Origin of the sequence: Halopelagius inordinatus (assembly GCF_900113245.1) — an archaeon.
Classification (GTDB): domain Archaea; phylum Halobacteriota; class Halobacteria; order Halobacteriales; family Haloferacaceae; genus Halopelagius; species Halopelagius inordinatus.
Genome location: NZ_FOOQ01000009.1, coordinates 45,962 through 68,962 on the forward strand (window position 1 = coordinate 45,962; position 23,001 = coordinate 68,962).

24 protein-coding genes, 1 tRNA gene and 1 rRNA gene are annotated in these 23,001 nt (G+C 64.5%); 12 read left to right on the top strand and 14 right to left on the bottom strand.

Going from position 1 to position 23,001, the window contains the following annotated elements:
• Window positions 1-2: 2 nt before the first annotated feature.
• From pstB to BM167_RS17385, 3 genes are all read left to right on the top strand, one after another.
• Window positions 3-911 carry a phosphate ABC transporter ATP-binding protein PstB gene (gene pstB / locus BM167_RS17375; RefSeq protein WP_092893998.1) on the top strand — a complete coding sequence of 303 codons (909 nt, stop codon included), beginning with the start codon at window positions 3-5 and terminating at the stop codon, window positions 909-911.
• Window positions 912-993: 82 nt separating this feature from the next.
• Window positions 994-2,070: a phosphate signaling complex PhoU family protein gene (locus tag BM167_RS17380; RefSeq protein ID WP_092894023.1), complete on the top strand. Its 1,077-nt coding sequence runs from the start codon at window positions 994-996 to the stop codon at window positions 2,068-2,070.
• A gap of 104 nt (window positions 2,071-2,174) precedes the next feature.
• Window positions 2,175-3,188 (top strand): alcohol dehydrogenase catalytic domain-containing protein, encoded by a 1,014-nt coding sequence (locus BM167_RS17385; RefSeq protein ID WP_092893999.1) that lies wholly within the window; start codon window positions 2,175-2,177, stop codon window positions 3,186-3,188.
• A 344-nt stretch (window positions 3,189-3,532) separates the two neighbouring features.
• Here BM167_RS17385 and BM167_RS17390 read toward each other — a convergent pair whose 3' ends face one another.
• Window positions 3,533-4,561, bottom strand: a complete 1,029-nt coding sequence (locus BM167_RS17390; RefSeq protein WP_092894024.1) for a TIGR03560 family F420-dependent LLM class oxidoreductase — start codon at window positions 4,559-4,561, stop codon at window positions 3,533-3,535.
• 2 nt (window positions 4,562-4,563) lie between these two features.
• Window positions 4,564-5,769, bottom strand: a complete 1,206-nt coding sequence (locus tag BM167_RS17395; RefSeq protein ID WP_092894000.1) for an enolase C-terminal domain-like protein — start codon at window positions 5,767-5,769, stop codon at window positions 4,564-4,566.
• Between the two features lie 167 nt (window positions 5,770-5,936).
• Between BM167_RS17395 and BM167_RS17400 the strand changes: the two genes are divergently transcribed.
• A complete protein-coding gene (locus tag BM167_RS17400) occupies window positions 5,937-6,968 on the top strand; it encodes a zinc-dependent alcohol dehydrogenase (RefSeq protein ID WP_092894001.1) in 1,032 nt (343 codons plus the stop codon).
• 53 nt (window positions 6,969-7,021) lie between these two features.
• Window positions 7,022-7,810: an SDR family NAD(P)-dependent oxidoreductase gene (locus BM167_RS17405; protein ID WP_092894002.1), complete on the top strand. Its 789-nt coding sequence runs from the start codon at window positions 7,022-7,024 to the stop codon at window positions 7,808-7,810.
• Between the two features lie 31 nt (window positions 7,811-7,841).
• Here BM167_RS17405 and BM167_RS17410 read toward each other — a convergent pair whose 3' ends face one another.
• Window positions 7,842-8,147, bottom strand: coding sequence for an L-rhamnose mutarotase (locus tag BM167_RS17410; RefSeq protein WP_092894003.1), 306 nt, complete (start codon window positions 8,145-8,147; stop codon window positions 7,842-7,844).
• A 79-nt stretch (window positions 8,148-8,226) separates the two neighbouring features.
• Here BM167_RS17410 and BM167_RS17415 point away from each other — a divergent pair, with 79 nt between their 5' ends.
• On the top strand, window positions 8,227-9,096 hold the full coding sequence (locus tag BM167_RS17415) for an amidohydrolase family protein (protein WP_092894004.1): 870 nt from the start codon (window positions 8,227-8,229) through the stop codon (window positions 9,094-9,096).
• Between the two features lie 257 nt (window positions 9,097-9,353).
• Window positions 9,354-10,118, top strand: a complete 765-nt coding sequence (locus BM167_RS17420) for an IclR family transcriptional regulator (protein ID WP_092894005.1) — start codon at window positions 9,354-9,356, stop codon at window positions 10,116-10,118.
• A 534-nt stretch (window positions 10,119-10,652) separates the two neighbouring features.
• Here BM167_RS17420 and BM167_RS17425 read toward each other — a convergent pair.
• Complete coding sequence (locus BM167_RS17425) at window positions 10,653-10,898, bottom strand: winged helix-turn-helix transcriptional regulator (protein WP_092894006.1); 246 nt, start codon at window positions 10,896-10,898, stop codon at window positions 10,653-10,655.
• 362 nt (window positions 10,899-11,260) lie between these two features.
• On the opposite strand from BM167_RS17425, the gene BM167_RS17430 reads away from it, so the two are divergent.
• On the top strand, window positions 11,261-12,805 hold the full coding sequence (locus tag BM167_RS17430) for an aldehyde dehydrogenase family protein (RefSeq protein ID WP_092894007.1): 1,545 nt from the start codon (window positions 11,261-11,263) through the stop codon (window positions 12,803-12,805).
• 45 nt (window positions 12,806-12,850) lie between these two features.
• Here the strand turns inward: BM167_RS17430 and BM167_RS17435 are convergent, their stop codons facing one another.
• Complete coding sequence (locus BM167_RS17435; RefSeq protein WP_092894008.1) at window positions 12,851-13,471, bottom strand: VOC family protein; 621 nt, start codon at window positions 13,469-13,471, stop codon at window positions 12,851-12,853.
• 162 nt (window positions 13,472-13,633) lie between these two features.
• Here BM167_RS17435 and BM167_RS17440 point away from each other — a divergent pair, with 162 nt between their 5' ends.
• The 3 genes from BM167_RS17440 to BM167_RS17450 all read left to right on the top strand — a co-directional run bounded on the left by BM167_RS17440 (window position 13,634) and on the right by BM167_RS17450 (window position 15,775).
• A complete protein-coding gene (locus tag BM167_RS17440) occupies window positions 13,634-14,605 on the top strand; it encodes a VOC family protein (RefSeq protein WP_092894009.1) in 972 nt (323 codons plus the stop codon).
• Complete coding sequence (locus BM167_RS17445; protein ID WP_394327253.1) at window positions 14,602-15,270, top strand: alpha/beta hydrolase; 669 nt, start codon at window positions 14,602-14,604, stop codon at window positions 15,268-15,270. The genes BM167_RS17440 and BM167_RS17445 overlap by 4 nt, the downstream gene beginning before the upstream one ends.
• A gap of 82 nt (window positions 15,271-15,352) precedes the next feature.
• Complete coding sequence (locus BM167_RS17450; protein ID WP_092894010.1) at window positions 15,353-15,775, top strand: Rieske (2Fe-2S) protein; 423 nt, start codon at window positions 15,353-15,355, stop codon at window positions 15,773-15,775.
• An 18-nt stretch (window positions 15,776-15,793) separates the two neighbouring features.
• On the opposite strand, the gene BM167_RS17455 is transcribed toward BM167_RS17450, so the two are convergent.
• From BM167_RS17455 to BM167_RS17465, 3 genes are all read right to left on the bottom strand, one after another.
• Entirely contained in the window at window positions 15,794-16,012 is a 219-nt protein-coding gene (locus tag BM167_RS17455; protein ID WP_092894011.1) for an HVO_2142 family zinc finger protein, read from the bottom strand.
• Window positions 16,013-16,299: 287 nt separating this feature from the next.
• Window positions 16,300-17,136: a metal-sulfur cluster assembly factor gene (locus BM167_RS17460; RefSeq protein WP_092894012.1), complete on the bottom strand. Its 837-nt coding sequence runs from the start codon at window positions 17,134-17,136 to the stop codon at window positions 16,300-16,302.
• A 1-nt stretch (window position 17,137) separates the two neighbouring features.
• A complete protein-coding gene (locus BM167_RS17465) occupies window positions 17,138-18,223 on the bottom strand; it encodes an amidohydrolase family protein (protein WP_092894013.1) in 1,086 nt (361 codons plus the stop codon).
• Window positions 18,224-18,357: 134 nt separating this feature from the next.
• Between BM167_RS17465 and BM167_RS17470 the strand changes: the two genes are divergently transcribed.
• Window positions 18,358-19,398 carry an NAD(P)-dependent alcohol dehydrogenase gene (locus BM167_RS17470; RefSeq protein ID WP_092894014.1) on the top strand — a complete coding sequence of 347 codons (1,041 nt, stop codon included), beginning with the start codon at window positions 18,358-18,360 and terminating at the stop codon, window positions 19,396-19,398.
• A gap of 10 nt (window positions 19,399-19,408) precedes the next feature.
• On the opposite strand, the gene BM167_RS17475 is transcribed toward BM167_RS17470, so the two are convergent.
• From BM167_RS17475 to rrf, 6 genes are all read right to left on the bottom strand, one after another.
• On the bottom strand, window positions 19,409-19,765 hold the full coding sequence (locus BM167_RS17475) for a DUF8062 family protein (RefSeq protein WP_092894015.1): 357 nt from the start codon (window positions 19,763-19,765) through the stop codon (window positions 19,409-19,411).
• Window positions 19,766-19,899: 134 nt separating this feature from the next.
• Window positions 19,900-20,184, bottom strand: a complete 285-nt coding sequence (gene eif1A / locus BM167_RS17480; protein WP_092894016.1) for a translation initiation factor eIF-1A — start codon at window positions 20,182-20,184, stop codon at window positions 19,900-19,902.
• Between the two features lie 133 nt (window positions 20,185-20,317).
• Window positions 20,318-21,175, bottom strand: coding sequence for a hypothetical protein (locus tag BM167_RS17485; RefSeq protein WP_092894017.1), 858 nt, complete (start codon window positions 21,173-21,175; stop codon window positions 20,318-20,320).
• Between the two features lie 94 nt (window positions 21,176-21,269).
• Window positions 21,270-22,367: an N-methyl-L-tryptophan oxidase gene (gene solA / locus BM167_RS17490; RefSeq protein WP_394327254.1), complete on the bottom strand. Its 1,098-nt coding sequence runs from the start codon at window positions 22,365-22,367 to the stop codon at window positions 21,270-21,272.
• A gap of 130 nt (window positions 22,368-22,497) precedes the next feature.
• Window positions 22,498-22,573 (bottom strand) — tRNA-Cys (locus BM167_RS17495).
• A 141-nt stretch (window positions 22,574-22,714) separates the two neighbouring features.
• Window positions 22,715-22,836 (bottom strand): 5S ribosomal RNA (rrf, locus tag BM167_RS17500).
• Between the last annotated feature and the right edge of the window lie 165 nt (window positions 22,837-23,001).

Below are 23,001 nucleotides of genomic sequence, written 5' to 3' on the forward strand. Positions count from 1 at the left end.
CAATGAGCGAAAGACAGCTATCCAAGACGGAGGAAAGCACCGACCAACCGCTCCAGACGACGAGCGGAGAGACGCGAGAGCAGACGGACCCGGAGTGGACCGAGTACGACTTCGAGAGCCGAGCGAAACTCGCCGTCGACGACCTGGACGTCTACTACGGCGAGGACCACGCGCTAAAGGGCGTCTCGATGGAGATTCCCGAAGAGAGCGTCACGGCCCTCATCGGCCCCTCCGGGTGCGGGAAATCGACGTTCCTGCGGTGTCTGAACCGGATGAACGACCGAATCGAATCGGCGCGAATCGACGGGTCGGTGCGACTCGACGGCGACGAGATATACCAAGACGGCGTCGACCTGGTCGAACTCCGCAAGCGGGTCGGCATGGTGTTCCAGTCGCCGAACCCGTTCCCGAAGTCGATTCGGGACAACATCTCCTACGGGCCACGGAAGCACGGCGACATCGAAAAGAGCTTTCTCGCCCGGTTGCTCGGCCGGAGCGACGAGGAGTACGAGGAGGAACTCGTCGAACGGTCGCTCACGCAGGCGGCCCTCTGGGACGAGGTGAAAGACCGCCTCGACGACAACGCTCTCGGACTCTCGGGCGGACAACAACAGCGTCTCTGCATCGCTCGTGCGCTGGCGACCGACCCCGGGGTCATCCTCATGGACGAACCCGCGAGCGCTCTCGACCCCATCGCGACGGCGAAGATAGAGGACCTCATCCACGACCTCTCCGAGGAGTACACCGTCGTCATCGTCACCCACAACATGCAACAGGCCGCGCGCATCTCCGATCAGACGGCCGTCTTCCTGACCGGCGGCGAACTCGTCGAGTACGGCGACACCGACCAGGTGTTCGAGAACCCGAAGAGCAGTCGCGTCGAAGACTACATCTCCGGAAAGTTCGGGTGAAACGCGTGAGAGCAACGTCGAACCGGCCGTCGGCCGCGTTCGCCCCGTGGACCCGGTCACGGTCCACTCGTCAGCCGTAGCCATGGAAACGCGCAAAATTCAGCGGGTCAGCAACGGGACGTTCACCGTCTCGCTCCCGCGAGAGTGGGCCGAGTCCCAAGGCGTTACCGCGGGTACGGTCGTGGACCTACACACGCACATCGACGGTCTACTCGTCGTTCAAGCGCCCGACCGCGAGTACGACTCGGCCGAGGAGACGACCGTCCAGGTCACGGACGGACCCCCGAACCGCGTAGAACAGACGCTTCGAGCGGCCTACGCCGGAGGTCACGAGGCGGTCGTTCTCGACGCCGCCGACGGACTCACGCCCGAACAGCGACGGGCGGTGAGGCGAGTGACGCGGAGTCTGGCCGGGATGACGGTCGACGAGGAGTCCGATGACCGCGTCGTCGTCCGAAACCTGCTCGACGCGGGCGACGTGTCGGTGCGGCAGTCGGTCCGTCACCTCCAGTTCGTCGCGTTGTCCATGCACCGAGAGGCGACGGCCGCCCTGACCGGCGACGGATGTGCCGAGGCCGTGACCGACCGCGACGGCGAAGCCGACCGCCTCTACGCGATGGTCGACCGACAGTTCGGACGCGGACTGGCGCGCCTCGACGAGATAGACGCACTCGGCGTGACGCGTCAGGAGTTGTTCCGGTTGCACGCGACGGCGCGGGAACTGAATCGTATCGCGGACCACGCAGAACGCATCGCGCGCGTCGCATCCGCGGTAGACGACCCGACGGAGATACCGGCGGCCGACGACGTCGCCGCCGTCGCCGCTACCGCGCGAGAGGCCGTCACCGACGCGGTGGACACCACCGTCGCAGACGCGGACGCAGAGACGGCGTTTGCGGCGTTGGCCGCGCGGGACCGAGTGCGCGAGGAGACAGAACGAATCGACCGCCGACTGTTCGAGGCGTCCGACTGCGAGTACCGACTCACCCGCGCCCTCGACAGCGTCCGCCAGACGGCCGAACACGCGGCCACCGTCGCGCATATCGGCCTCCGGACGGCGGTTCGTCGCGGCGAACTGGCCGAGACGCAGACCGGGGATACCGTCGATAGCGGTTCGGACGACGGCGACGACCGGTCGTCGGCCTCGTCCGACGACTGAGCGTCGAACCGCGTCTCGCGGCGGGTACGACCGGCCGCGCGAAACCGCGGCGGGCGATACCGACGCCACCCACGATTATGCGTCTGCGGGCGAACTGTGAGACGATGCGTGTCGCAGCATTCGGCGAACTCACGGGACCGGACGGAGTGACCGTCGTCGACCGACCGACGCCGGACCCCGACCCCGGCGAGGCCGTCGTCGGCGTCGAGGCGTGCGCTCTGAATCGACACGACCTCTGGATACTGGAGGGCGACTCCGCGATGGTCGACGCCGCGGACCTCCCGTTCGTCAGCGGTCTCGACGTCGCGGGCGTCGTCGAACGCGTCGGCGACGGGGTGACCGGCGTCGAACCCGGGGACCGCGTCGTCCTCTGTCCCAACGAGACCTGCGGGACCTGCCGGTTCTGCCGCGAGGGGCCGGAGAACCTCTGTGAGAACTTCTCTCTGTACCACGGCGGCCTCGCGGAGTCGGCGCGCGTCGACGCCGACCGACTCGTTTCGCTCCCGGAGTCCGTCTCGGCCGCGGAAGCGGCCGCCCTCCCGACGGCGTACGTGACCGCCTACCACATGCTCCGGCGCGCGGACGTCTCGCCCGCGGACTCGGTGTTCGTTCCGGGCGCGACGGGCGGCGTCGGCGTCGCGAGCGTCCAACTCGCGGACGTCCTCGGCGCTCGGACCGTCGGCACCTCCTCGTCGGCGTCGAAACTCGACAGACTCGACGAACTGGGGTTGGACCACGCCGTAGAGGGGACCGACCCCGACGAACTCCGCGAGGCCGTGGTCGAAATCGGCCGCCCCGACGCGGTGGTGAACCACCTCGGGGGCCCGTACACCGGACTCGGGTTGGACGTCCTCCGCCGCGCCGGGACGATGGTCGTCTGCGGCCGCACCGCGGGCGGCACGTCAGAAATCAACGTTCCCGACCTGTTTCTCCAACAGAAGCGTATCGTCGGCAGCACCATGGGCACTCAGACCGAGTTAGAGCGGTTGGTCGAACTCGTCGCCGACGGCGAACTCGCCCCGGAGATAGACGAGGCGTTCTCGCTCGATTCGACGGGCGACGCCTTCGCCGCGATGCAGAACCGCGAGAGCGTCGGGAAGATACTCGTCACACCCTGAACTCGACGGCCCGAAACCGACGACGAAGCGCGTCCGGTTCCGCCGAGTATAGTCTAACTTGTTTTATTCCTATCGGGAGCTGCCGCTTCTCGTCGAACTCGGATGAATTCCCCTCAAATCGGCTATTGTGCGCCACGCTAGCCGGTACAATCGATATCTGGACCCGGAACGTTTGCGACTGTTCTGAAGCAAGGTTTTAGTGAACTGTAGGTATCGGGCGTTTATGCCCCGATATTCCGCCGAATCACGAATCCGGTCGTCTCGTATCGTCCGTCGAACGGGTTATAGAAGAGATTGGACTTCCGGCCGCGCCGACAGAGGAGTCGGACCCGTCGCGTCTTGGGTCAGTCGAACTGCGGAATCACTTCGTCGGCGAACAGTTCCATCCCGTCGGTGTCGGGGAAGTCGACGAACCAGCCCTGGAACTTCGTCACACCCGCGTCGATGCGCCTCTCTATGGCCTCGGCGCACTGTTCGGGCGTGCCCATCACGAAGTAGTCGCGGGCGTCCGCCTCCGTCTCGATGTTCGCTTGGTCTTGGTACTCCTCTTCGAACTGGATGGGCAACATCAAGTCGAGGATGCGGTCTAACTTCTCCTCGTCGCGAGTGCAGATGACGTGGCCGTCCCACGAGTACTCGACGTCCGCCGGGTCCCTGCCGACCGTCTCGCAGTGGTCTTCGATGACTCCGATCTTGTGTTCTAAGGTGTCCACGTCGCCGTTGAACACGTCCGTGTTCCAGACGTCGGCGTGTTTCGCGACCAGTTTGAGCGTCACCTCCTCACCCTGCCCGCCGACGAGTATCGGCGGATGTGGCTCTTGTACCGGCGGCGGCGAGCAGTAGGCGTCCTCTATCCGGTAGTGGTCGCCGTCGAAACTCGCGCCGTCGCTCCCGGCGTCCCACATCCGCTTTATCAGGCGGATGGATTCGTCCAAGCGCATCAGTCGGTCGAACCCGTCGCGGTACTCCCAGCCGTACGCCTCGTACTCGGGTTCGTGCCACCCCGCGCCGAGTCCGAGTTCGAGTCGGCCGCCGCTTACCACGTCGAGGGTGGCGGCCATCTTCGCGACCAACGCGGGGTTTCGGTAGTCGTTACAGAGGACCAGCGAACCGAGGTTGATGTCGTCGGTGGACCCGGCGAGAGCGCTCAGGAGCGTCCAGCACTCGTACTCCGCGTTGTCGCGCCCGAGCATCAGGTGGTCCGGCGCCCACGCCGCGTCGAAGCCGAGTTTCTCCGCCGTCTCGACGCCCGTCTTCGTCGTCTCCCAGTCGAGCGTCTCGTAACACGGCGTGTCGCGGTGGACGGGGTCGGTCCCGGATTCGGGTGCGCCCGCGAACACCGGCACGTTGTACTCGAAGCTAATCTCGGACACGGTCACTCCACTGCGAAGTGGTCGAGGGCCTCGCGGTTGAGTTCGGCGCTCAGACCGACGCCCTCGGGGAGGGAAATGACGCCGTCCTCGGCGTTCGGCGGGTGCTGGTAGATGGCGTCGGCGTACGTCGACTCCTTGTCGCCCTGTTGCTCTTTGTACCACTCGGGGATGGGGAAGTACTCCGCCATGGGGGAGTTCGCAGAGGCGGCGATAAAGTGCAGGTGCGGGTTCGTCCCCGAGTGCGGGATTATCGGAACGTCGTGCGCACTGGCCATCGCGTCGACGCGCAGTAGTTCGGTCAACCCGCCCATGCGGTGGACGTCGGGTTGAAGGATGTCGACCGCTTCCTTTTCGAGCATCTCCTTGTACCCCCAGCGGGTGAACTCGTGTTCGCCGCCCGAGATGGGAACGTCCGAGGAGGCGCGAACCTCGGCGTAGCCGTCCAAGTCGTCGGGGATGACCGGTTCTTCGACCCACTCCACGTCGTACTTCTCCAACCGGCCGAGCATCTTCTTCGCGTAGCGGACGGTCCAGCCCATGTAGGCGTCTCCGGCGACGGCGATATCGTGGCCGACGGCGTCTCGTACCGTCTTCACCAACTCCTCGTTTTTCCGCATGCCCTCGCGGCCCGCCTCGGGGCCGTACTGGAACCGAAGCTTCATCGCGTCGAACCCCTGTTCGACGTAGTCGAGCGCCTCCCGTTCGAGCGTTTCGAGGTCGACGGGGTGGAGGTTGCTCGCGTAGGCGGGGATTTCGTCCCGTACGGGTCCGCCGAGCAGTTCGTAGACGGGCTTGTCGGCCTCCTTACCGGCGATGTCCCACAGGGCGAGGTCGACTGCGCTGATGGCTTCGATGGCCGCGCCCTTCCGACCGAACGGGATGGTCGCGCGGTACATCATGTCCCACAGACGCTCTCGCTGCGTCGGGTCCTCGCCGACGACGAGCTTCGAGAGCGTCTCGTCGACGATGGTGGCGATAGCTCCCGTCGCCCAGTTACCGTGTCCGACGCCGGTGATGCCGGCGTCCGTCTCGACTTCGACGACGACGTCGCCGACGGGACCCATCCACTTGCGGCGGGCCTGCGGGTTGTCGCCGTCGGCGTTGTTGTAGTCGTCGAACTTGCTCATGACGGTAACGAGCGGGAACTCGACGAACTCGCCCCACGACTCGGTGCTGACTTTTGTCGCTGAAATATCGGTGATTTCCATGGGTACTACCGGACCGCAGACGCTCTCGGCCCTTGCCTCGAACCACAGAGAACGGAACTATAAACCTTTGTGCGCCGCCTCGCCGACGCCCCCGGCCTAAATTATAAGGCGACGGGCCCGAATCCATCTTCGAACGCTTCGTCGCCGACGAGCGTTACGTGTACACAATGAAAGCTATCGTTCAGACCGGACCCGAATCCGTCGAGGTCCAACAGCGCGAACGGCCGGTACCGAACTCCGAAGAAGTCCTCGTCCGCGTCCACGCCGCGGGTCTCTGCGGAAGCGACGCCCACGCCTACCGCTACGAAGGCGGCTACGAGTGGATACCGATTCCGCGGGTGATGGGCCACGAGTACGCCGGCGTCGTAGAGAGCGTCGGCGACGACGTGGAGGGCTTCGAGGCCGGAGAGAAAGTCGTAGAGGAACCGATTCACGACTGCGGCTCCTGTTTCCAGTGCAAGAACGGCCAGCCGAACGTCTGTCAGAACTTCTCTATCACCGGAATGCACCGCGACGGCGCGTACACCGAGTACGTGACTGTCCGTCCCGAACACCTCCACTCCGTCCCCTCGGACGTTCCACTCGCCCACGCCGCCATCACCGAACCGACGAGCATCGCCGCCCGCGCCGTCTTCGACCAGTCCGTGACGACGCCCGGCGACAACGTCCTCGTGGAGGGACCGGGACCGATAGGCGTCCTCACCGCGTGCATCGCGGACTCTCTGGGCGCGAACGTCCTCGTGTCGGGACTCGGGCGCGACACCGACTACCGCCTCCCTCTGCTCGAAGAACAGGGCATAGAGACTGTCAATCTCGACGACGACGACTTGGAAGCCGAGACGGAGTCGTTCACCGACGGCATCGGATTCGACGTCGTCTTCGACACGACGGGACACAAATCGGGCGTCGAGATGGCCGCAGAACGCGTCCGCAAGGGCGGCCAGATAGTCGTCGTCGGACTCCCCGGCGAGGAGAGCGAGGTGTTCATGACACCCCTCGTTCGGAGCGAAGTCGACCTGAACACCTCCTACGGGTCGACGTGGACGAACTTCGAACAGGCGCTTCGACTGATGGACAACGGCGCTATCGAACCGGCGGCCATCGTCGACGACTCCTACTCCGTCGACGACCCGACGGGCGCGTTCGAGGCGTTCTTGAACTCCGAGACGTGTAAACCGGTGTTCACGTTCGCGGAGTAACCGCGAACGCCCGCGTTCAGTAGAGTTATTTTCCCGCCGGAGAGACGGTCGGTATGCGAGACGATAGACTCGCCGAGAGACACGTCGTCGTGACCGGCGCGGCGCAGGGAATCGGGCGCGGAATCGCGACCAGAGTCGCCCGCGCGGGGGCGGACGTGAGCATCTTCGACGTGAACGCCGAGGACGCCGAGACGACGGCGGAACTCGTCCGCGAGGAGGGCGGGCGGGCGGCGGTGTACGAGGTGGACGTGACCGACGCCGCGGCGATAGAGGGCGCACTCGACGCCGCAGTCGAAGCGTTCGGCCCCGTGGACGGACTCGTGAACAACGCGGGCGTCCAACAGTCGATTCCCGTACTGGAGACGACGGAAGAACAGTGGGACCGCCACATGGACGTCAACGCCAAGGGCGTCTTTCTCTGTTCGAAAGCCGTCGCCACCCGCATGCGCGAGGCGGGCATCGAAGGGAGCATCGTTAACGTCGCGTCCGTCGGCGCGGTTCGGCCGTTCCCCGGACAGGGCGTCTACGCCGCGACGAAAGCGGGCGTCACCGCGTTCGGCGTCGTCCTCGCGAAGGAACTCGCGGACGACGGCATCACGGTCAACAGCGTCAACCCCGGCACCATCGACACGCCGATGGTCGAGGCGTGGTTAGAGGAGAACGCGGAACAGGCCGGGACGACGCCCGAGGAGGTTCTGGCCGAGACGGTGGAGATGCACGTGTTGAACCGCATCGGCCGACCGGAAGAGGTCGGACACGCCGTCACCTTCCTCCTCTCGGAGGAGGCGGCGTGGATAACCGGCGAGTCCCTCAACGTGGACGGCGGGTTCACCGTCAACTGAGGACGCTCTCCGACCGTCGTTTCTCTCCGGGCTACTTCATCCGGTAGACTTCGTCCATCCAGACGTCGCCGCCACCGTCTTCGAGGATGGGGTCCATCACCTCGTTCCAGTCGGCCTGTGCCTCACTCGACTCCATCACGCGGCGAATCGTCTCCACGTCTTCGAGTTCCATGTAGCCGAAGACGTGTCCGTCCCGTTCGAAGACGCTGTACGTCTCGAGACCCGCGCCGGAGGTGAGATACGCCTCCTCTAGGGCCTCGGGGACGTCCTCGTGGGCCCGTCGGTACGCCTCTCTGTGTCCGTCCGCTATCCGCAGGTGAAACGCGATTCGTTCCATGAGACCACATCGCTCGACCCCTACAAAGCGGTTTTCCCCGAGGAATGATTTATCAGCGGGCGGGGTGTCCCCTCGAACGATGGTCGTAGACAGTCACACACACGCGTGGGGACGCCCGAGTCGCGAACATCCGTGGGTGAACGGCGACATCGTGGAGTTAGTCGAGACGTTCGACGTGGACGCCGTCTACACCGCAGAGAAGTTGCTCGCGGACATGGACGAGGCGGGCGTAGACGAGGCAGTCGTCGTCGGCTACCCCATCTGCGAGTGGACGGACAACTGGTACACGGTGAAAGCGGCGACGGAGTACGACAGACTCAGCGGTGTCGTGATGGTAGACCAGTTCGCGGAGGGCGCGGGCGAGAGGCTCAGAAATCTGATGGGCAACGACGGGATAGTCGGCTTCCGCCTCGGCGCTATCTGTCCGTACGACCGGATGTGGGAGACGTTCGACCCCTCGGCGGAGTGGCTTCGCGAAGCCAAAGACGAGACGGAGTTTTGGGACGCCGCCCGCGAGACGGACGCTGCGGTGCAGATACTCGCGCACGTCGACCAACTCGACCAGGTAGTCGAACTCGTCGAGACGTACCCCGAACTGACCTACCTGATCGACCACTTCTCGCACGCCGACCCGAACGAGTCTCCCGACGACTCTGCGTTCGCGCGGTACGCGGAACTCGCCGAGTACGACACCGTCTACGCGAAGGTGTCGGAGGTACAGCACCGGTCTGAGGAGTCGTACCCCTACGAAGACGTGCACGACCACGTCAGATGGCTCTTAGAGCGGTTCGGCAAAGAGAGAGTCGTCTGGGGTGCGGACTACCCGAACGTCAGCGACGAATCGACGTACGAGGAGTGCGTGACGTGGATAGAGCGGGTGGACGGACTCAGCACCGCCGACCGGAACTGGATGATGGGCCGGGCGTTCGAACGAGCGATCGGTCGCTGACGGTCAGGCGGTCGCTTTTTCGTCGTCTCCGGTGTCTCTCGTCTCCGCGTCGGCGACTGCTCGGAGGAGAACCGCGGAGACACGGAACCACTCACGGTCGGACGGGGACGAAGTCGTATCCGGTATGAGCCGATAGACGGCAGTCGAGCGGAACACACAGACGGACGGCCGTGCGGCCCGCTACGAGCTATCGACCCTCCGATTTGCCGTCCGGTATTACCAAACGTTTATTTGGCGTCTGTGAACAAGTATCAGCAATGACCGCACCAGACCGACTCCGAGTGAAGTCCGCGGGAACCACGTTCGAGATAGTGGACGCGTTACAGGAACTCGACGACCCGAGCGTCGCCGACGTCGCAGACTACCTCGGGGTGCCGAAGAGCACGGCGCACGACCATCTGAGCACGTTGGTGGAGCTGGAGTTCGTCGTGAAGGGAGCGGAGGGCTACCGAATCGGCGCGCGATTCCTCGAATACGGCGGGTACGCCCGCGAGAACATGAAGGTGTATCGCGTCGCGCGCCCCGTCGTCAACCGACTCGCGGACGAGACGGGCGAACACGCGAACCTGATGATAGAGGAACACGGACTCGGCGTCTTCCTCTACAAGGCGAAAGGCGAAGACGCGGTCACCCTCGACACGAGGCCGGGGATGCGCGTCCCTCTCCAGACGACGGCGCTGGGAAAGGCGATTCTCGCGCACATGCCGCGGAGCGACGTCGAGGAGATTATCGACGAACAGGGGATGCCGAACGTGACGGAGAAAACGGTCACCGACCCCGAAGAACTGTTCGAGCAGTTAGCGGCGGTCAGAGACCGGGGGTACGCGACCGACGACGAGGAACGGGTCGCGGGGATGCGGTGCATCGCCGCGCCGGTGTTGAGCCAGACCGACGAGGTTCTCGGCGCGGTCAGCGTCTCCGGACCGATGAGTCGGATGAACGACGAGAGATACCGCGACGACGTCCCCCGGAGCGTCAAAAGCGCGGCCAACGTCATCGAAGTGAACATGACGTACTCGTAGTGGCCGATATTACCGGACGGTCGGTGTTCCCTCCGCTTCGGTGTTCTCGGACCGTACTTCGCCGACTCTCGACTTCTCGTTCGGGCGGTCGAAGAGATTTCGTCCGAGAATACCGGACGACATCCTCGGTGGTTGTCTGTTACACCCGTAGTTGTGTAATGGTGTGGGGTTCGGCACTGCGACTCGCGAGGATGACGAACCGACGGTTCGGTATCGCCACACACCGCTAGTACTCGTCCGTAGTCCAAAAATAAATATTCTCCCGAGTAGATTCTCGGAGGTCAAATACCGCCATATTCGGATTCATGACCGCCTCAAAACGAACTTCTCCGAGTTACTTACTCGCTCTGATTTTCAGTATCCTCTCGCCCGATTTAATAACTATAATGCGCTGTTCGACCACATATCGGGCTTTTGAGCCGGTCTTTCGAGACTAGTATCCAAACAGGACTAATCATAATTAATTGTATCTAGGATATTCACAACCCGAATCGTCGTCGATACTGACTCGCATATCGAACCGGGAAACGAGATTCACTCCGCGCTCGCCGTCGACGAGTAGAGTCGCTTTCTGGCGTCGCGGAGACAGACGTCTTTGCTTACCAAGTCGGCTCCGTCTAACTGCCCGAGTGCGTTCCGGACCGTCCGCGGAGACAGTTGCGTCCGTTCGACCAGTTCGCTCTGCGTCAGCGGGGATTCTCGCTGGAGCAGGACGTACACGAGTTTCGCACTCGGAGTCAGGTCGTCGAAGGCGGTTGCGTTCTGTGTCGTGTGAGCCATGGCGGGTAGATGAGTTCGTCTGCGGGGAGCGTACTCGGCGGAGCGAGTCTCGAAGGCTCGCCCCGTCTCTCGTCGTACGCCTGTACGGGCTATCCGCACTTATCTATTCCTTGGCACGAGCGTCACCGGGTTACATCGACGTTACCGCGGCGCGTCGGCGGCGGAGATTCGGGAAGAAGAACCCCCACTGCCGAGAACTCGAACGCCGATTTCAGAACGCGGACGGAACGAGTCGCGCAACCGCTTCGACGGCGGATACGACTGACGGCCGCGCGGGCGGAGTATCTAACTCTATCGGTACGCGAGGTTTCCTCACGGTAGTCGCGCGCCTTTGGGTACGTGGAGCGTACTGTACGGTCCACATGGTCGACATCTCGACGGAAGCAGACTGGAACTCACTGTACGTCGACGGAGAGTGGACGGATTCGGCGGGCGAGGAGACGATTGCCGACCGAGACCCCTCGACCCGCGAGACGTTCGCGCACGTTCCCGCGGGCGTCGAAGCCGACGTCGACGCCGCCTACGAGTCCGCCGCGGAGGCGCAAAGAGAGTGGGCGAACGCACCACCGGCGCGTCGCCAACGGGTCGTGCAGGAGGCACTTCGCGTCCTCCAGGAGAACAGCGACGACGTCATCGAACTGCTGGCGTACGAGGCGGGCGGCACGCGTATCATGGGCGAGACGTCCGTCCAGATCGCATCCGACCACCTCGGGGAGGCGGCGACGCTTCCCGCCCGGATGAAGGGCGAACACGCCCAGTCGAACGTCCCCGGCAAGGAGAACGTCGTCAAGCGACTCCCGAAGGGCGTCGTCACCTGCATCTCACCGTGGAACTTCCCGCTGAACCTCTCGATGCGCGCCGTCGCGCCCGCCATCGCCACCGGGAACGCGGTGGTTCTCAAGCCCGCGACGAACACGCCGATCGTAGGCGGTCTCCTCTTGGCGAAACTGTTCGAGGAGGCGGGCCTCCCCGAAGGCGTCCTGAACGTCGTCACCGGCCGCGGGTCCGAGATCGGCGACGCCGTCGCCGGACACCCCGAGAGCGATATGGTCGCGTTCACCGGTTCGACGCCCGTCGGCCGGCAGGTGGCCGCCACCGCCGCGGAGAACCTCGCGGTGCAGGCGATGGAACTCGGTGGGAACAACCCCCACGTCGTCACCGCGGACGCCGACTTGGACCGCGCGATAGACGGGGCGGTGTTCGGGTCGTTCGTCCACCAAGGGCAGGTGTGCATCTCCATCAACCGTCACGTGGTTCACGAAGACGTCTACGACGAGTACGTCGAGCGATTGACCGACCGCGCCGAGGAACTACCGGTCGGAAGCGCCCACGACGAGGACGCCGTCATCGGTCCGATAATCTCCGAGTCCCAACGCGACGAGATGCTCGGCTACGTCGAGGAGACGGTCGAGGCGGGCGCGACGCTCGAAACCGGCGGCGAAGTCGCGGAACTCGACGGCGTTCACGAATCGCAAAGCGATTCGTTAGCCAGCCAGAAGTCGACGACTTCTGGCGACGTCGAAGACTCCCTCGTCGTCGAACCGACGGTGCTCTCTGACGTGACCAACGACATGCCCGCCGCGCGCAACGAACACTTCGGGCCGATCGCGCCCGTCATCCCGTTCTCGGACGTCGAGGAGGCCATCGAAATCGCAAACGACACCGAGTACGGCCTCTCGGGGTCCGTCCACTCCGGCGACTTCGAGACGGCGATGGACATAGCAGACCGCATGCAGACGGGCCACGTCCACATCAACGACCAACCGATCAACGACGAGGCGCACATCCCCTTCAGCGGTACCGCCGCCTCCGGGATGGGCGGGTACAACAGCGAGACGATGCTCCGCGAAGTCACCGAGACGAAGTGGATATCGCACCAGCGAGAGGCGCGCGACTACCCGTTCTGAGGGACGGATCGGTGAGAGGGACGAAAAAGAGCGGATGCCGCGCGGTCACTCGACGCCGCCGACGCCGGAGGAGGCGTCCGGCAGGTCGTACGGCGTCGCGTCCAAGCCGAGTTCTTCGAGGGCGGCCGCGAGATGTTCGTCCTTCGCGTAGTCCGCGCCGTCCTCCTCGCGGATTCGCTGCGTGGTCGCGAGCACCTCCGCGCGTCTGTCGTCGGGGATGTCGTACTTGTCGGTCGAAAGTTCGATGACGAGGCCGTTGTTGTCCTGCGTGTAGATGGAGTGGAACACGCCCCGGTCGAAGACGTTGTAGTTGCGGCCGTCCTCCTCCAGTGCCCGCATCACGTCCTCGTAGCGTTCGGGGTCGACGCTGAAACAGAGGTGGTGGACGGCACCGACGGCGCCGCGTTGGCCGTGGGGGTTCGACGGTCGGTCGCCGACGAAGAAGGTGATGATGCGGCCGTCGCCGGTGTCGAAAAACAGGTGCGTCTGAGAGGGGTCGTCGAGGTTCGGTTGCCGGAGGACCAACGGCATCCCGAGCAGGTCCCGATAGAACGCGAGCGTGTCCTCCTCGTTGCTCCCCCAGATGGTGACGTGGTCCGTTCCGGTCGTGTGAACCGGGCTGTCTGGTAACTCCGCGGTCACCGGCGGCGCGTCGTCGTCGGTCATACCTACCGTACGTCTGGGGTACAGATAAGGACTCGCGGACGCGGACGCCACCCGGTTACACCGACGTCAGTGCGCGAGTCCGTTCGACCGGTGACGTTCGCGTCGGCCGGTTACACGCGCGTCCCGAACGCGCTTATTGCTCGCCGACCCGTACCTCCGAGAATGCTCTCGGATACGGTCGGCGTCCACCACGTCTCGGTCGTCACCGGCGACCCACAGCGTACGGTGGCGTTCTACACCGACGTTCTCGGTCTCCGGTTCGTCCTCCGAACGGTGAACTTCGAGGATAAGTTCGTCTACCACCTCTACTTCGGCGATAGCGAGGGCCGCCCCGGAACCGTCCTCACGGCGTTCGCGTATCCCGCGGACGTGGACGGGCGAGACGGCCGCCCCGGAATCTCCGCTGTCCAGTTCGCCGTGCCGACGGGTTCGCTCGGCGAGTGGACCGACAGACTGGCCGAACGCGACGTCGACTACGAGGGACCGACGGACCGGTTCGGCGAACGCCGTCTCTCTCTTTCGGACCCCGACGGAACGCGAATCGAACTGGTCGAGACGGACGCCGAGCGGAGTGAACTCGAAGCGTCCACGTCGTCCGGAGGCGACTCGTGGACGAGTCCGCTTCCCGACGACGCGGCCATCAGCGGCGTCCGCGGCGTCTCAGTCCGATCTACGAGTCCGTACGTCACCGCGAGTCTCCTGCGGACGTTCGGCTTCGAACTCGTCGCCGAGGCGGACGACGCCGTCCGATACCGTCTCCCGTCGGGCCGGGCGGCGACGGTCGACCTCCTCCTCGACGACGCGCCGTACGGTCGGGAGGGCCGCGGGTCGATACACCACGTCGCCCTCGCCGTCGAGAGCGAGGCGGAACTCCACGAGTGGCGCGAACTCCTCTCAGAACGGGGGTTCGACGTCTCCCGCGTCAAAGACCGGGAGTTCTTTCACTCGCTGTACGTCCGCGACCCGGGCGGGGTGCTCTTCGAACTCGCCACCGAACGCCCCGGACTCGGCGTGGACGCGGCCGACGACGCGCCGGGGGCGTCGCTTCGCCTGCCGTCGTGGTTGGAGGAGGACCGCGAGATGATACAGTCGCAACTGCCGACGCTCACCTCGCCGGAGGAGGACGACCGGTGACCGACGGGGGTCCGCACGACGGCCAACCCATCGAGATGGCGGGGGCACCGCGGGCGGCGGCGACGACTGCCGTCGTGATGCTCCCCGGGCGCGGCGACTCGCCGCGGCACTTTCTGCGACTCACAGAGGAGTTCCACCGGCGCGGCGCGATGTATCTCGCGCCCGAACCGTCCGGGAAGGCGTGGTATCCCGGCCCGATGGAAGAGGCTCCGGAGACGAAGGAACCGTGGCTCTCCTCCGCGTTCCGCCTCGTCGCCCGGGCAGTCGAGACGGCGGGGGAGGCGGGGGTGCCGCCCGAACGGACAGTCCTCGTCGGATTCTCGCAGGGCGCGTGCGTCGCCGCCGAGTTCGCCGCGGCGCGCCCGAGACGGTACGGCGGCGTGGCCGTCCTCGCCGGTGGCCTGTTCGGTCCGAACCCGGCCGACAGAGCGGTATCTGGGTCGCTCGACGGGACGCCGGTGTATCTCGGCTGCGGCGACGAGGACCCGCACGTCGCGTCCGAACGCGTCCGCGCGTCGGCGGCGGTGGTTCGCCGTCTCGACGCCGACGTGACCGTCGAGACGTACGAGGGACTCGGCCACGCCCTCGGCGACGGAGAGATGGCGGCGGTTCGGCGGTTGGTCGGCGCAGTCGCGGGCGACGAGAGCGACGACGCGTCGCGGTAGCGGTGGGAGGCGGCGTCCGGCCGCCGAGAACCCCCATTCGCCGCAGAACGTTTAGGTGTCGGCGGGTATCGGACTCTACACTGTGTCACGACGAACGCGACTCACGACGGTCGAAGACGTACACGAGAACGGCTCTTGGCTGTTCACCGTCCGCGACCGGTACGGCGAGAGAGAGGAGGTCATCTTGGTCCCCTGCGAGGAGAGCGTCGAAGCGTGGGTGAACCAATGTATGCACCAGCCGCAACGCCTCGATAGGGGGTTCGGCGCGGCCGTCCGCGACGGACAGGTCGTCTGCCCGAGACACGGGTCGGCGTTCGACACCTGTTCTGGCTACTGCGACAACGGAGAAGCCGACGGGACGACGCTCGTGGACGTGGACGTCGCCGTCGAAGACGGTGCGGTGTACCTCGACGACGCGGCGTACGACTTCGACCACGAGGGCGGCATCGACGACCGAGACGGCGGCGACGACGGACCGAATTCGAGTTCGCACATCTCGTTTTGACGCCGCGAGAGCGTCCGGTCAGTCCGACGCCTCGTCGGCGTCGAAGGCGGCGACGCCGTCCTCGCGGGCCCCCGCTTTCTCCACGGTGGAGATGCCGACGAAGGTGTCGCGGCGGTACCGGCAGGGTTCACAGAAGAACTGCGCGTAGCCCGCGGACTGCGTACCGCTGAATCGCATCTCTTCTCCGCAATCTGGACACCACTCGGGCGAGATAGCGGCGGGTCGTTCGACGTTCATACACGAATGATAATGGGAGTGAATATCACCCTTTCGCTCACGTCAAATTCGGTGCGTCGGGGTACAGCTATATGTGTGCAGAGCTACCACGTAACACTATGTCGCGAGAGACGCAGTGCCTCCGGTGTAGTACGACGTTTGATTACGACGGCGGCGAGTGTCCGTCGTGCGGGTGGAGCGCGAGCGATTTCCGCGAGCGCGGTCGGTACGGTCTCTCTCGGCCGAATCACGGCGAACCCGGCTCCGACGACTGACGCGTCGGAGACGGCGGCGGACGGACGCGGTTCTCAGTCGTCGTCCGCGAGTTCCTCCCGCCGCGCCTCGTGCAACGCGTCGCAGACGCCGCCCTGACCGCTCATGTTGACCTTGGCCAGTCTGGCGCGCCGGTGGACGAGTTCGGCCCGGGCGGGCGGTATCGGGTCGCCCTCGGGCGTCCGAAACAGTCTGTCCTCTCCGCCGCGAGACGCCGTCTCGTCTCCGTCGTCGTACAGTCCGACTTCGTCGGCCTTCCGGAGATATCGGACGACCGGTTCCGACGGGACGTCGAGTCCGACCGACCGGTCGCGGACGTAGACGGCCATCCGCCCTTCCGTCGGGAGCGGTTCGAAGTCGTCGCGGGTCAGTTCCGCCACCTGTTCGTGCCCGAGTCCGGCGTCGAGCAACGTCTCGACGGCGTCGTACTGGCGGGCGACGCGCGCCTTCGAGTCGAGAGTCGCGCGCACGTCGGCGACGCCGCCCTCGGCGTCGGGGAAAGCGTCGGCGAAGGACCGCCCGCCGTTGACGCCCTCGTTTACCTCCGTCTGGTGCATGTGTTCTCGCAGGCGGACGGTGCAGTCGTCGACGCCCCGCATCGACTCCACGCCGTCGCGGGCGTCAGTCGCCATCATCCACGCGAACGCCGGTGAACACCACGCCGTCGGAAGCGTGAACTCGACTGCGACGCGAGCACCGTCCTCGTCGGACTCGATTCGCACCTCGTCCACGTAGCCGAGTTCGACGATGGAGCGGTCGAGTTCGGGGTCCATCACCCTGTCGAGAACGGAGAGTACGGCCGTTCGGTCCGGCGGGTGCTCTCTGGAACGCCCGGCGGGTCCCTCGGAGTCGTCTGTGGGTTCGACCGACATATCAGTCGTCGGCCACGGCCGAGCCACCCTGTTCGTAGTGCGTTTCGAGCCCGTACTCTTCGGTTATCGCGTCGTCGGCGAACTGCTCTTTTTTGGCTTCGATGTCGATGTCGTACAGTTCCGCGGCGTTCTCGCCCATTATCTTCCGCATGACGTTCGGGGTGAGTTCGACGCCGTACTCGTCTCGTTGCTCCTCTGTCAGTTCGGCGTTCATCACCGTTTCGACCAGCCAGTCGGGGTTCCAGAGAGCGTAGTCGCTTCCGAACAGGATTCGGTCCTCGCCCAACCAGTAGAGCAGTTCGCCCATTATCTCGCCGAACTTCCGCGGGCGGTTCTGCGCCATCGGGGCGGCCACCGCGAGTCCGCCGTAGACGTTCGGTTCTTGGGCCGCAATCCAACAGAAGTCGTCGAGGCGCGGCAGGCCGACGTGTTCGACGACGAAGTTCAGTTCGGGAAACGAGGTGGCGGCGTCGTCGACGTCGGCGACGTCGAACGCGTCGCGGTTCAACGGGCGGATGGTCGGCCCCTTGTGCGGGTGGACGTTGTCGATGCCGAGTTCGACGCACTTTTCGAGATACTCGAACGCCTCGTCGCTATCGAGTCGCCACCCTTTCGAGTCGCCGCGCCACTCGGCGGTGTACAGTTTCACGCCGTTTATGTCGTACTTCTCTTTTTGCCGTTCGAGTTCTCGAAGCCCCGCCTCACCCTCTCTTGGGTCGAACCGACCGTTGACGACGAATCGCTCCGGGTGTTCGTCGGCGAACTCGACGTTGTCCTCGACGGTGTTGAACCCCTCGTCGTAGAACTCGTGGAGATGCGTGGGTTGGAAGATGCCCATGTCCACCATCCCGTTGCCGAACAGGTCGTTCAGCATCCTGTCTTCGGAGTACTTCCGGTACTCCTCTAAGGTCCACTCGCGTTCCGCGGGGGTGAACCCGGTGTGGTAGTCGTAGAAACACCGGATGAACTCCTCGCCGCCCTCGTGGACGATGTTCTCCTTACTCGCGTCCCAAAAGTGGAGGTGGGCGTCTATGACGAACACGTCGTCTTCGTTCTCCCACCGTCCCTCGCCTGTTCCTCGGTACATTGTGACAGAGTGTGACGGCCGGTCGAGTATAACTATTATGTACATTCATTATGTATATTAATCTCATAATTACCACCTCGCGTAGATATTTGACAAACATTTATTATATTTACCGTGGCACGTTCTAACGAATCATGCAAGCCGCGAGACTGCACGAGTACACCGACGACATGGCGAACGCGTTGAACATCGACGACGTGGACCGACCCGACGCGACGCGGTCCGACCACGTCGTCGTCGAGGTGGAGGGCGCCGGATGGTGCCAGACCGACAACCACATCATAGAGGGGATGTGGACGGACTACGTCGACCAAGACCTGCCGATGACCCTCGGCCACGAGAACGCCGGGCGGGTCGCCGAAGTCGGCGGGGAAGTAGAGACCGTCGAAGTGGGCGACAAGGTCATCTGTCACCCGGTGATGACCTGCGGCACCTGCCGGCAGTGCCGCCTCGGCGAGGACATGTACTGCGAGAACGTCTCGTTCCCCGGCCTCACCACCGACGGCGGGTTCGCCGAGTATCTCCTCACGAACGACCGAGCGGTCATCCCTCTCCCCGACGAGGTGAACACGACCGAAATCGCACCGCACGCCGACGCGGGTATCACCGCCTACCACGCCGTCAAGAAAGCCGCAGAGAAACTGAACCCCGGCGACCACGCCGTCGTCATCGGCGTCGGCGGACTCGGCCACATCGGTCTGCAGTGTCTCGACGCGATAACCGCAGCAGAGATCACTGCACTCGACCTGAAAGAGAGCGCTCGCGAACTCGCGGCCGACCTCGGCGCGCACCACACGGTCGACCCCTCCGGTGAGGACGTGCCGGGCGAACTCGACGACATCACCGACGGGCGGGGCGTCGAACAGATTCTCGACTTCGTCGGCGCCGACCAGACGACGTCGCTCGGACCCGACATCGCCGCCCCGGGCGGCGACCACCACGTCGTCGGTTACGGCGGCCACGTCCACGAACCGTCTCAGACGCTCGTCGACGGCGAGTTCGGGTTCCGCGGCACTCTCGTCGGCCAGTACACGGAACTACAGGAACTGGTCCGACTCGTGGACCGCGGCGACGTCGACCTGAAGACGTCCGTCTACGACCTCGACGACATAAACACCGTCGCGGAGAGACTCGAACACGGCGAAATCGAGGGCCGCGCCGTCATCACGCCGTAACGACACCGCCTCACTCGGGGTCGACGACGCTCGTTTCGTCCTCGTGGCTGAGAGAGACGCTGTGGCGCGTGTGGCGCGCGTGCGTCTTGGCCCACCGACGGGCGGGACTCTCAGAGAGGAACTCTTCGCCCTCTCGACACTGCCTGCAGTCTGCGACCCACGGCCGCACGTCGTCGGGGAAGTGACCCGTGTGTCGCATGTGGTCGAGCGCGAACTGCTCGAACGACTGGTTGCCGAGTTGCATCTCGTCGAGTTCGTACGCGAGCGTCCACTCGTGGTCGCAGACGGTGCAGGTGACGCTCGGCGCGTCGCCTACGCCGTCGCTCGCGGCACGAGCGTCGAAGTCGTCGTCACGGTTATCGGACACGCCTCAGCGTAGAACGCCCAGCCTCTTTTATCCGTTCGCCGAGACCCCCTCTCGAACGAGCGGTCGCTGGAGAACGTGGTCGAAATCTCGGGACCGAGACTCTCACGGGCGGACGCCGCGAGACTGAAGAAAGATTACTGAATGTGGCCTTCGGCGCGGAGTTGCTCTGCGTCTTCGCTCGAGTATCGCCACTCGATGTTGGCCTTCTCGTCTTGCCAAGACCACGGCTCCACGAGCACGACGTCGTCCTCGTTGATCCAGTTTCGGTACTTCATCCGACCGGGAATCCGGCCGAGACGAGTCTCCCCGTCCGCGCATCGGACGCGCACGTGGTTCCCACCCAGGTGCTGCGTCACGACGGCGAACACTTCGTCGTCGTTGGGCATTCGGAGGTTCCGACGCCCTGATTCTTCGCTCACACTCCAATTAGGTAACGTAGACGTTTAAGTTATGGGAGACTCGTGGTAGCGTCCGGCATACCGAGCTATCTCGGAGGCGGCGCGACGAAAAAGCGCGTCGCGGGAGTCGAATCCGCGGACCGGTTCGGAGCGTTCAGTACCGGGACGGGAGGAACGCCAGCCCCACGAGGAGGGCCACAACCGAGCCACAGAGGATGACGATACCCCACAGACCGTTCTCGCGGGTGTGGAAGGACTCTATCTCCTCTTGTTGGGCCTGGTAGTTCTCGAAGTCGCTCGTCAGTTGCATCGTCTCGTTGTCCGGGAAGTGCGCGAGGTACGTCTGGTCGCCCAGCGTCACGTTGCCGTCGTCGGAGGCTTCGATGGTGTTCGTCCGCGGTGCCGTCCACGTGACTTCGACGCCGCTTTCGGTCACGTTCTCGACGTTCGTCTGGTTACCCTGATACTGGAGGCTCTCTCCCACCGAGACCTGTCGCGTCTCCGGCGTCGGGAAGTACTCGTCTGCGAGGATAAGCGTCGTGCTACCGCCCTCGTTCTGCACGACGTACTCCTGTCCGTTCCGCGTCACCGTCTCGTTGTCGGCGTTCGGGTCCTGTTCGAGTATCTGCGTCCGGTCTACGTCCTGTCGAAGCGTGAACTGCGACGCGTTCGAATCCTCGGGGACGAGGACGGTCCAGTTGCCGTCTCCGACCGTCACCGAGGAGTTGTTCTCCCACGTCTCCGTGTACTCCGCGGACTGCTCGGTGTAGGTCATCTCCCCGGACCGAACGAGGGTGGCACCGCCGCCGTGGCCGCCTTCCTCCTCGGTGGCGGAGATGCTGCTCACGTTGTACGTCTGGCCGTTCGCGTCGAACGTGTCACCCTGTGAGACCGAGTAATCCGGGTTCTGGAACTGTATCTCGGGCGTTTGTGCGGTCGCGATGAGCGAGTACGAGGCCGCACCGATGACTAAGAAGAACGCGACGTAGATAGCCGCGGCACGTCGTTGCATAGTTCGAGCATGGGATAGACGGCGTATAACGGTTACCGTTTCGGTGGACCCGTATTCGAGAGTCGAACCACCGTTCGTCGATGGAGAGACCGTCTCACGTCCGACCGAATCGGTCGAGTCCGAACAGGCCGACGTCGTGGTCGGTCTCGCCGTCGAGAGCGAGGTCCGCGAGCACTTCGCCGACGACGCTGGCGAACTTGAACCCGTGGCCGGAGAATCCGGCACCGACCGTGATCTGCGGGTGGTCCGGGAGGGTGTCCAACACGAAGTGGTCGTCCGGCGTGTTGGTGAACATGCACGTGGCGAGTCGCATCGTCGGCCCCGCACCATCGGGGAAGTACCGTTCGGCGTACGCTCTGAGCATCTCCTCGTCCTCGCGGCGCGGTTCTCTGTTCATCGTGTCCGGGTCTACCGTCTCTCCGAAGTGGTTGAACTTCCCGAACTTGAAGCCGGGGACGTCGTGCCGCGGGAAGCCGTAGTAGTGGCCGTCGTCGGCGGCGTGGACGAACACCGGGAAGTTCGACGCGTCGAACTGTTCGGGCGTTCTCGGACGAAGCCACGCCAGTACCTGTCGTTCGGGAACCGCGAGTTCTGAGAGTTCGGGAACGAGTTCGCGCGCCCACGCGCCCGCGGCGACGACGAGACGGTCCGCCTCGTACGTCGCCTTCTCGGACGTGACGCGAACCCCGCCATCGGGAAGGGGAGCGAAGTCGACGACTGACTCTCGCGCGCGAACCTCCGCGCCCGCCTCCTGTGCGGCCTCAACGTGCGCGATGATGGACTGTTCGGGAACGAGGAACCCTCCGTCGGGTTGGTACACCGCACGGTGACCCGCGGGCAGGTCGTACCCGGGGAACCGGTCGTTGACCTCGTCCGCCGAGAGCACTTCGTGGTCGATGTCGTGTTCCTCACAGGACCGTACCGACCCCGCGAACACTTCGCTTTCGGGGGGACCCGCGTCGATACCGCCCGTGACGTGCAGCAACTCTCGACCCGTCCGTTCCTCTAACTCCGCCCAGAGGTCGTACGCTCTACGGACGAGGGGGACGTACGCGGGGTCCTCGTACTGTGCCTTCCGGATGATACGCGTGACGCCGTGCGAGGACCCCATCTCGTGAGGGATATCGTACCGTTCGAGACCGAGAACGTCCGCTCCGCGCTCTGCGAGGTGAAACGCCGTCGCACTTCCCATGCCGCCGACGCCGACGACGATGCAGTCGTAACGTTCTGTCACGGTTCGTGGTCGGACGCCACTCCTAAATCGGTTTCCCGCCGACGTGAACGGAGGGCGTCGCTCTCGAACGAAAACGGAACCGAGAGAAAGCCAAGGGCCGGATTTGAACCGGCGGAGATTCGCTCTGCAGGCGAACGCGTTAGGCCGAACTCTGCCACCTTGGCGCAGGTAATCGTATTCCCGTCTCGCGCTTAAGCCTAGCGGTCTCCGGTACGTGGACCGTGTGGGGGAGTGTCGCCACTCGCCGTATGCTCCCGTTCGAAATGAAAAAAGCCCACACTCCGATAGTGTGGGCCTCGTATGAGTGGAGGCGGCGAATCGAATTTCCCAGAGGTTCGCACACTCCAGTACTGACCGAAACGCGAGTGGGCTTAACTTCCGTGTTCGGGATGGGTACGGGTGTGACCCCACTGCTGTGGCCGCCTTAACGCCGAGCAACGGAATCGAACCATTGTGATACCAGTCTCGGTGGGTCTACTCTGACCGATATGTACGTGCAATCCAGTTAACGCCTGAACCCGTTTCATCGGAATATGGTGGGTCCGATGCAGTATGAGTATGGCTTGGTCTGTTAGTGCTTGCGGGCTAAACG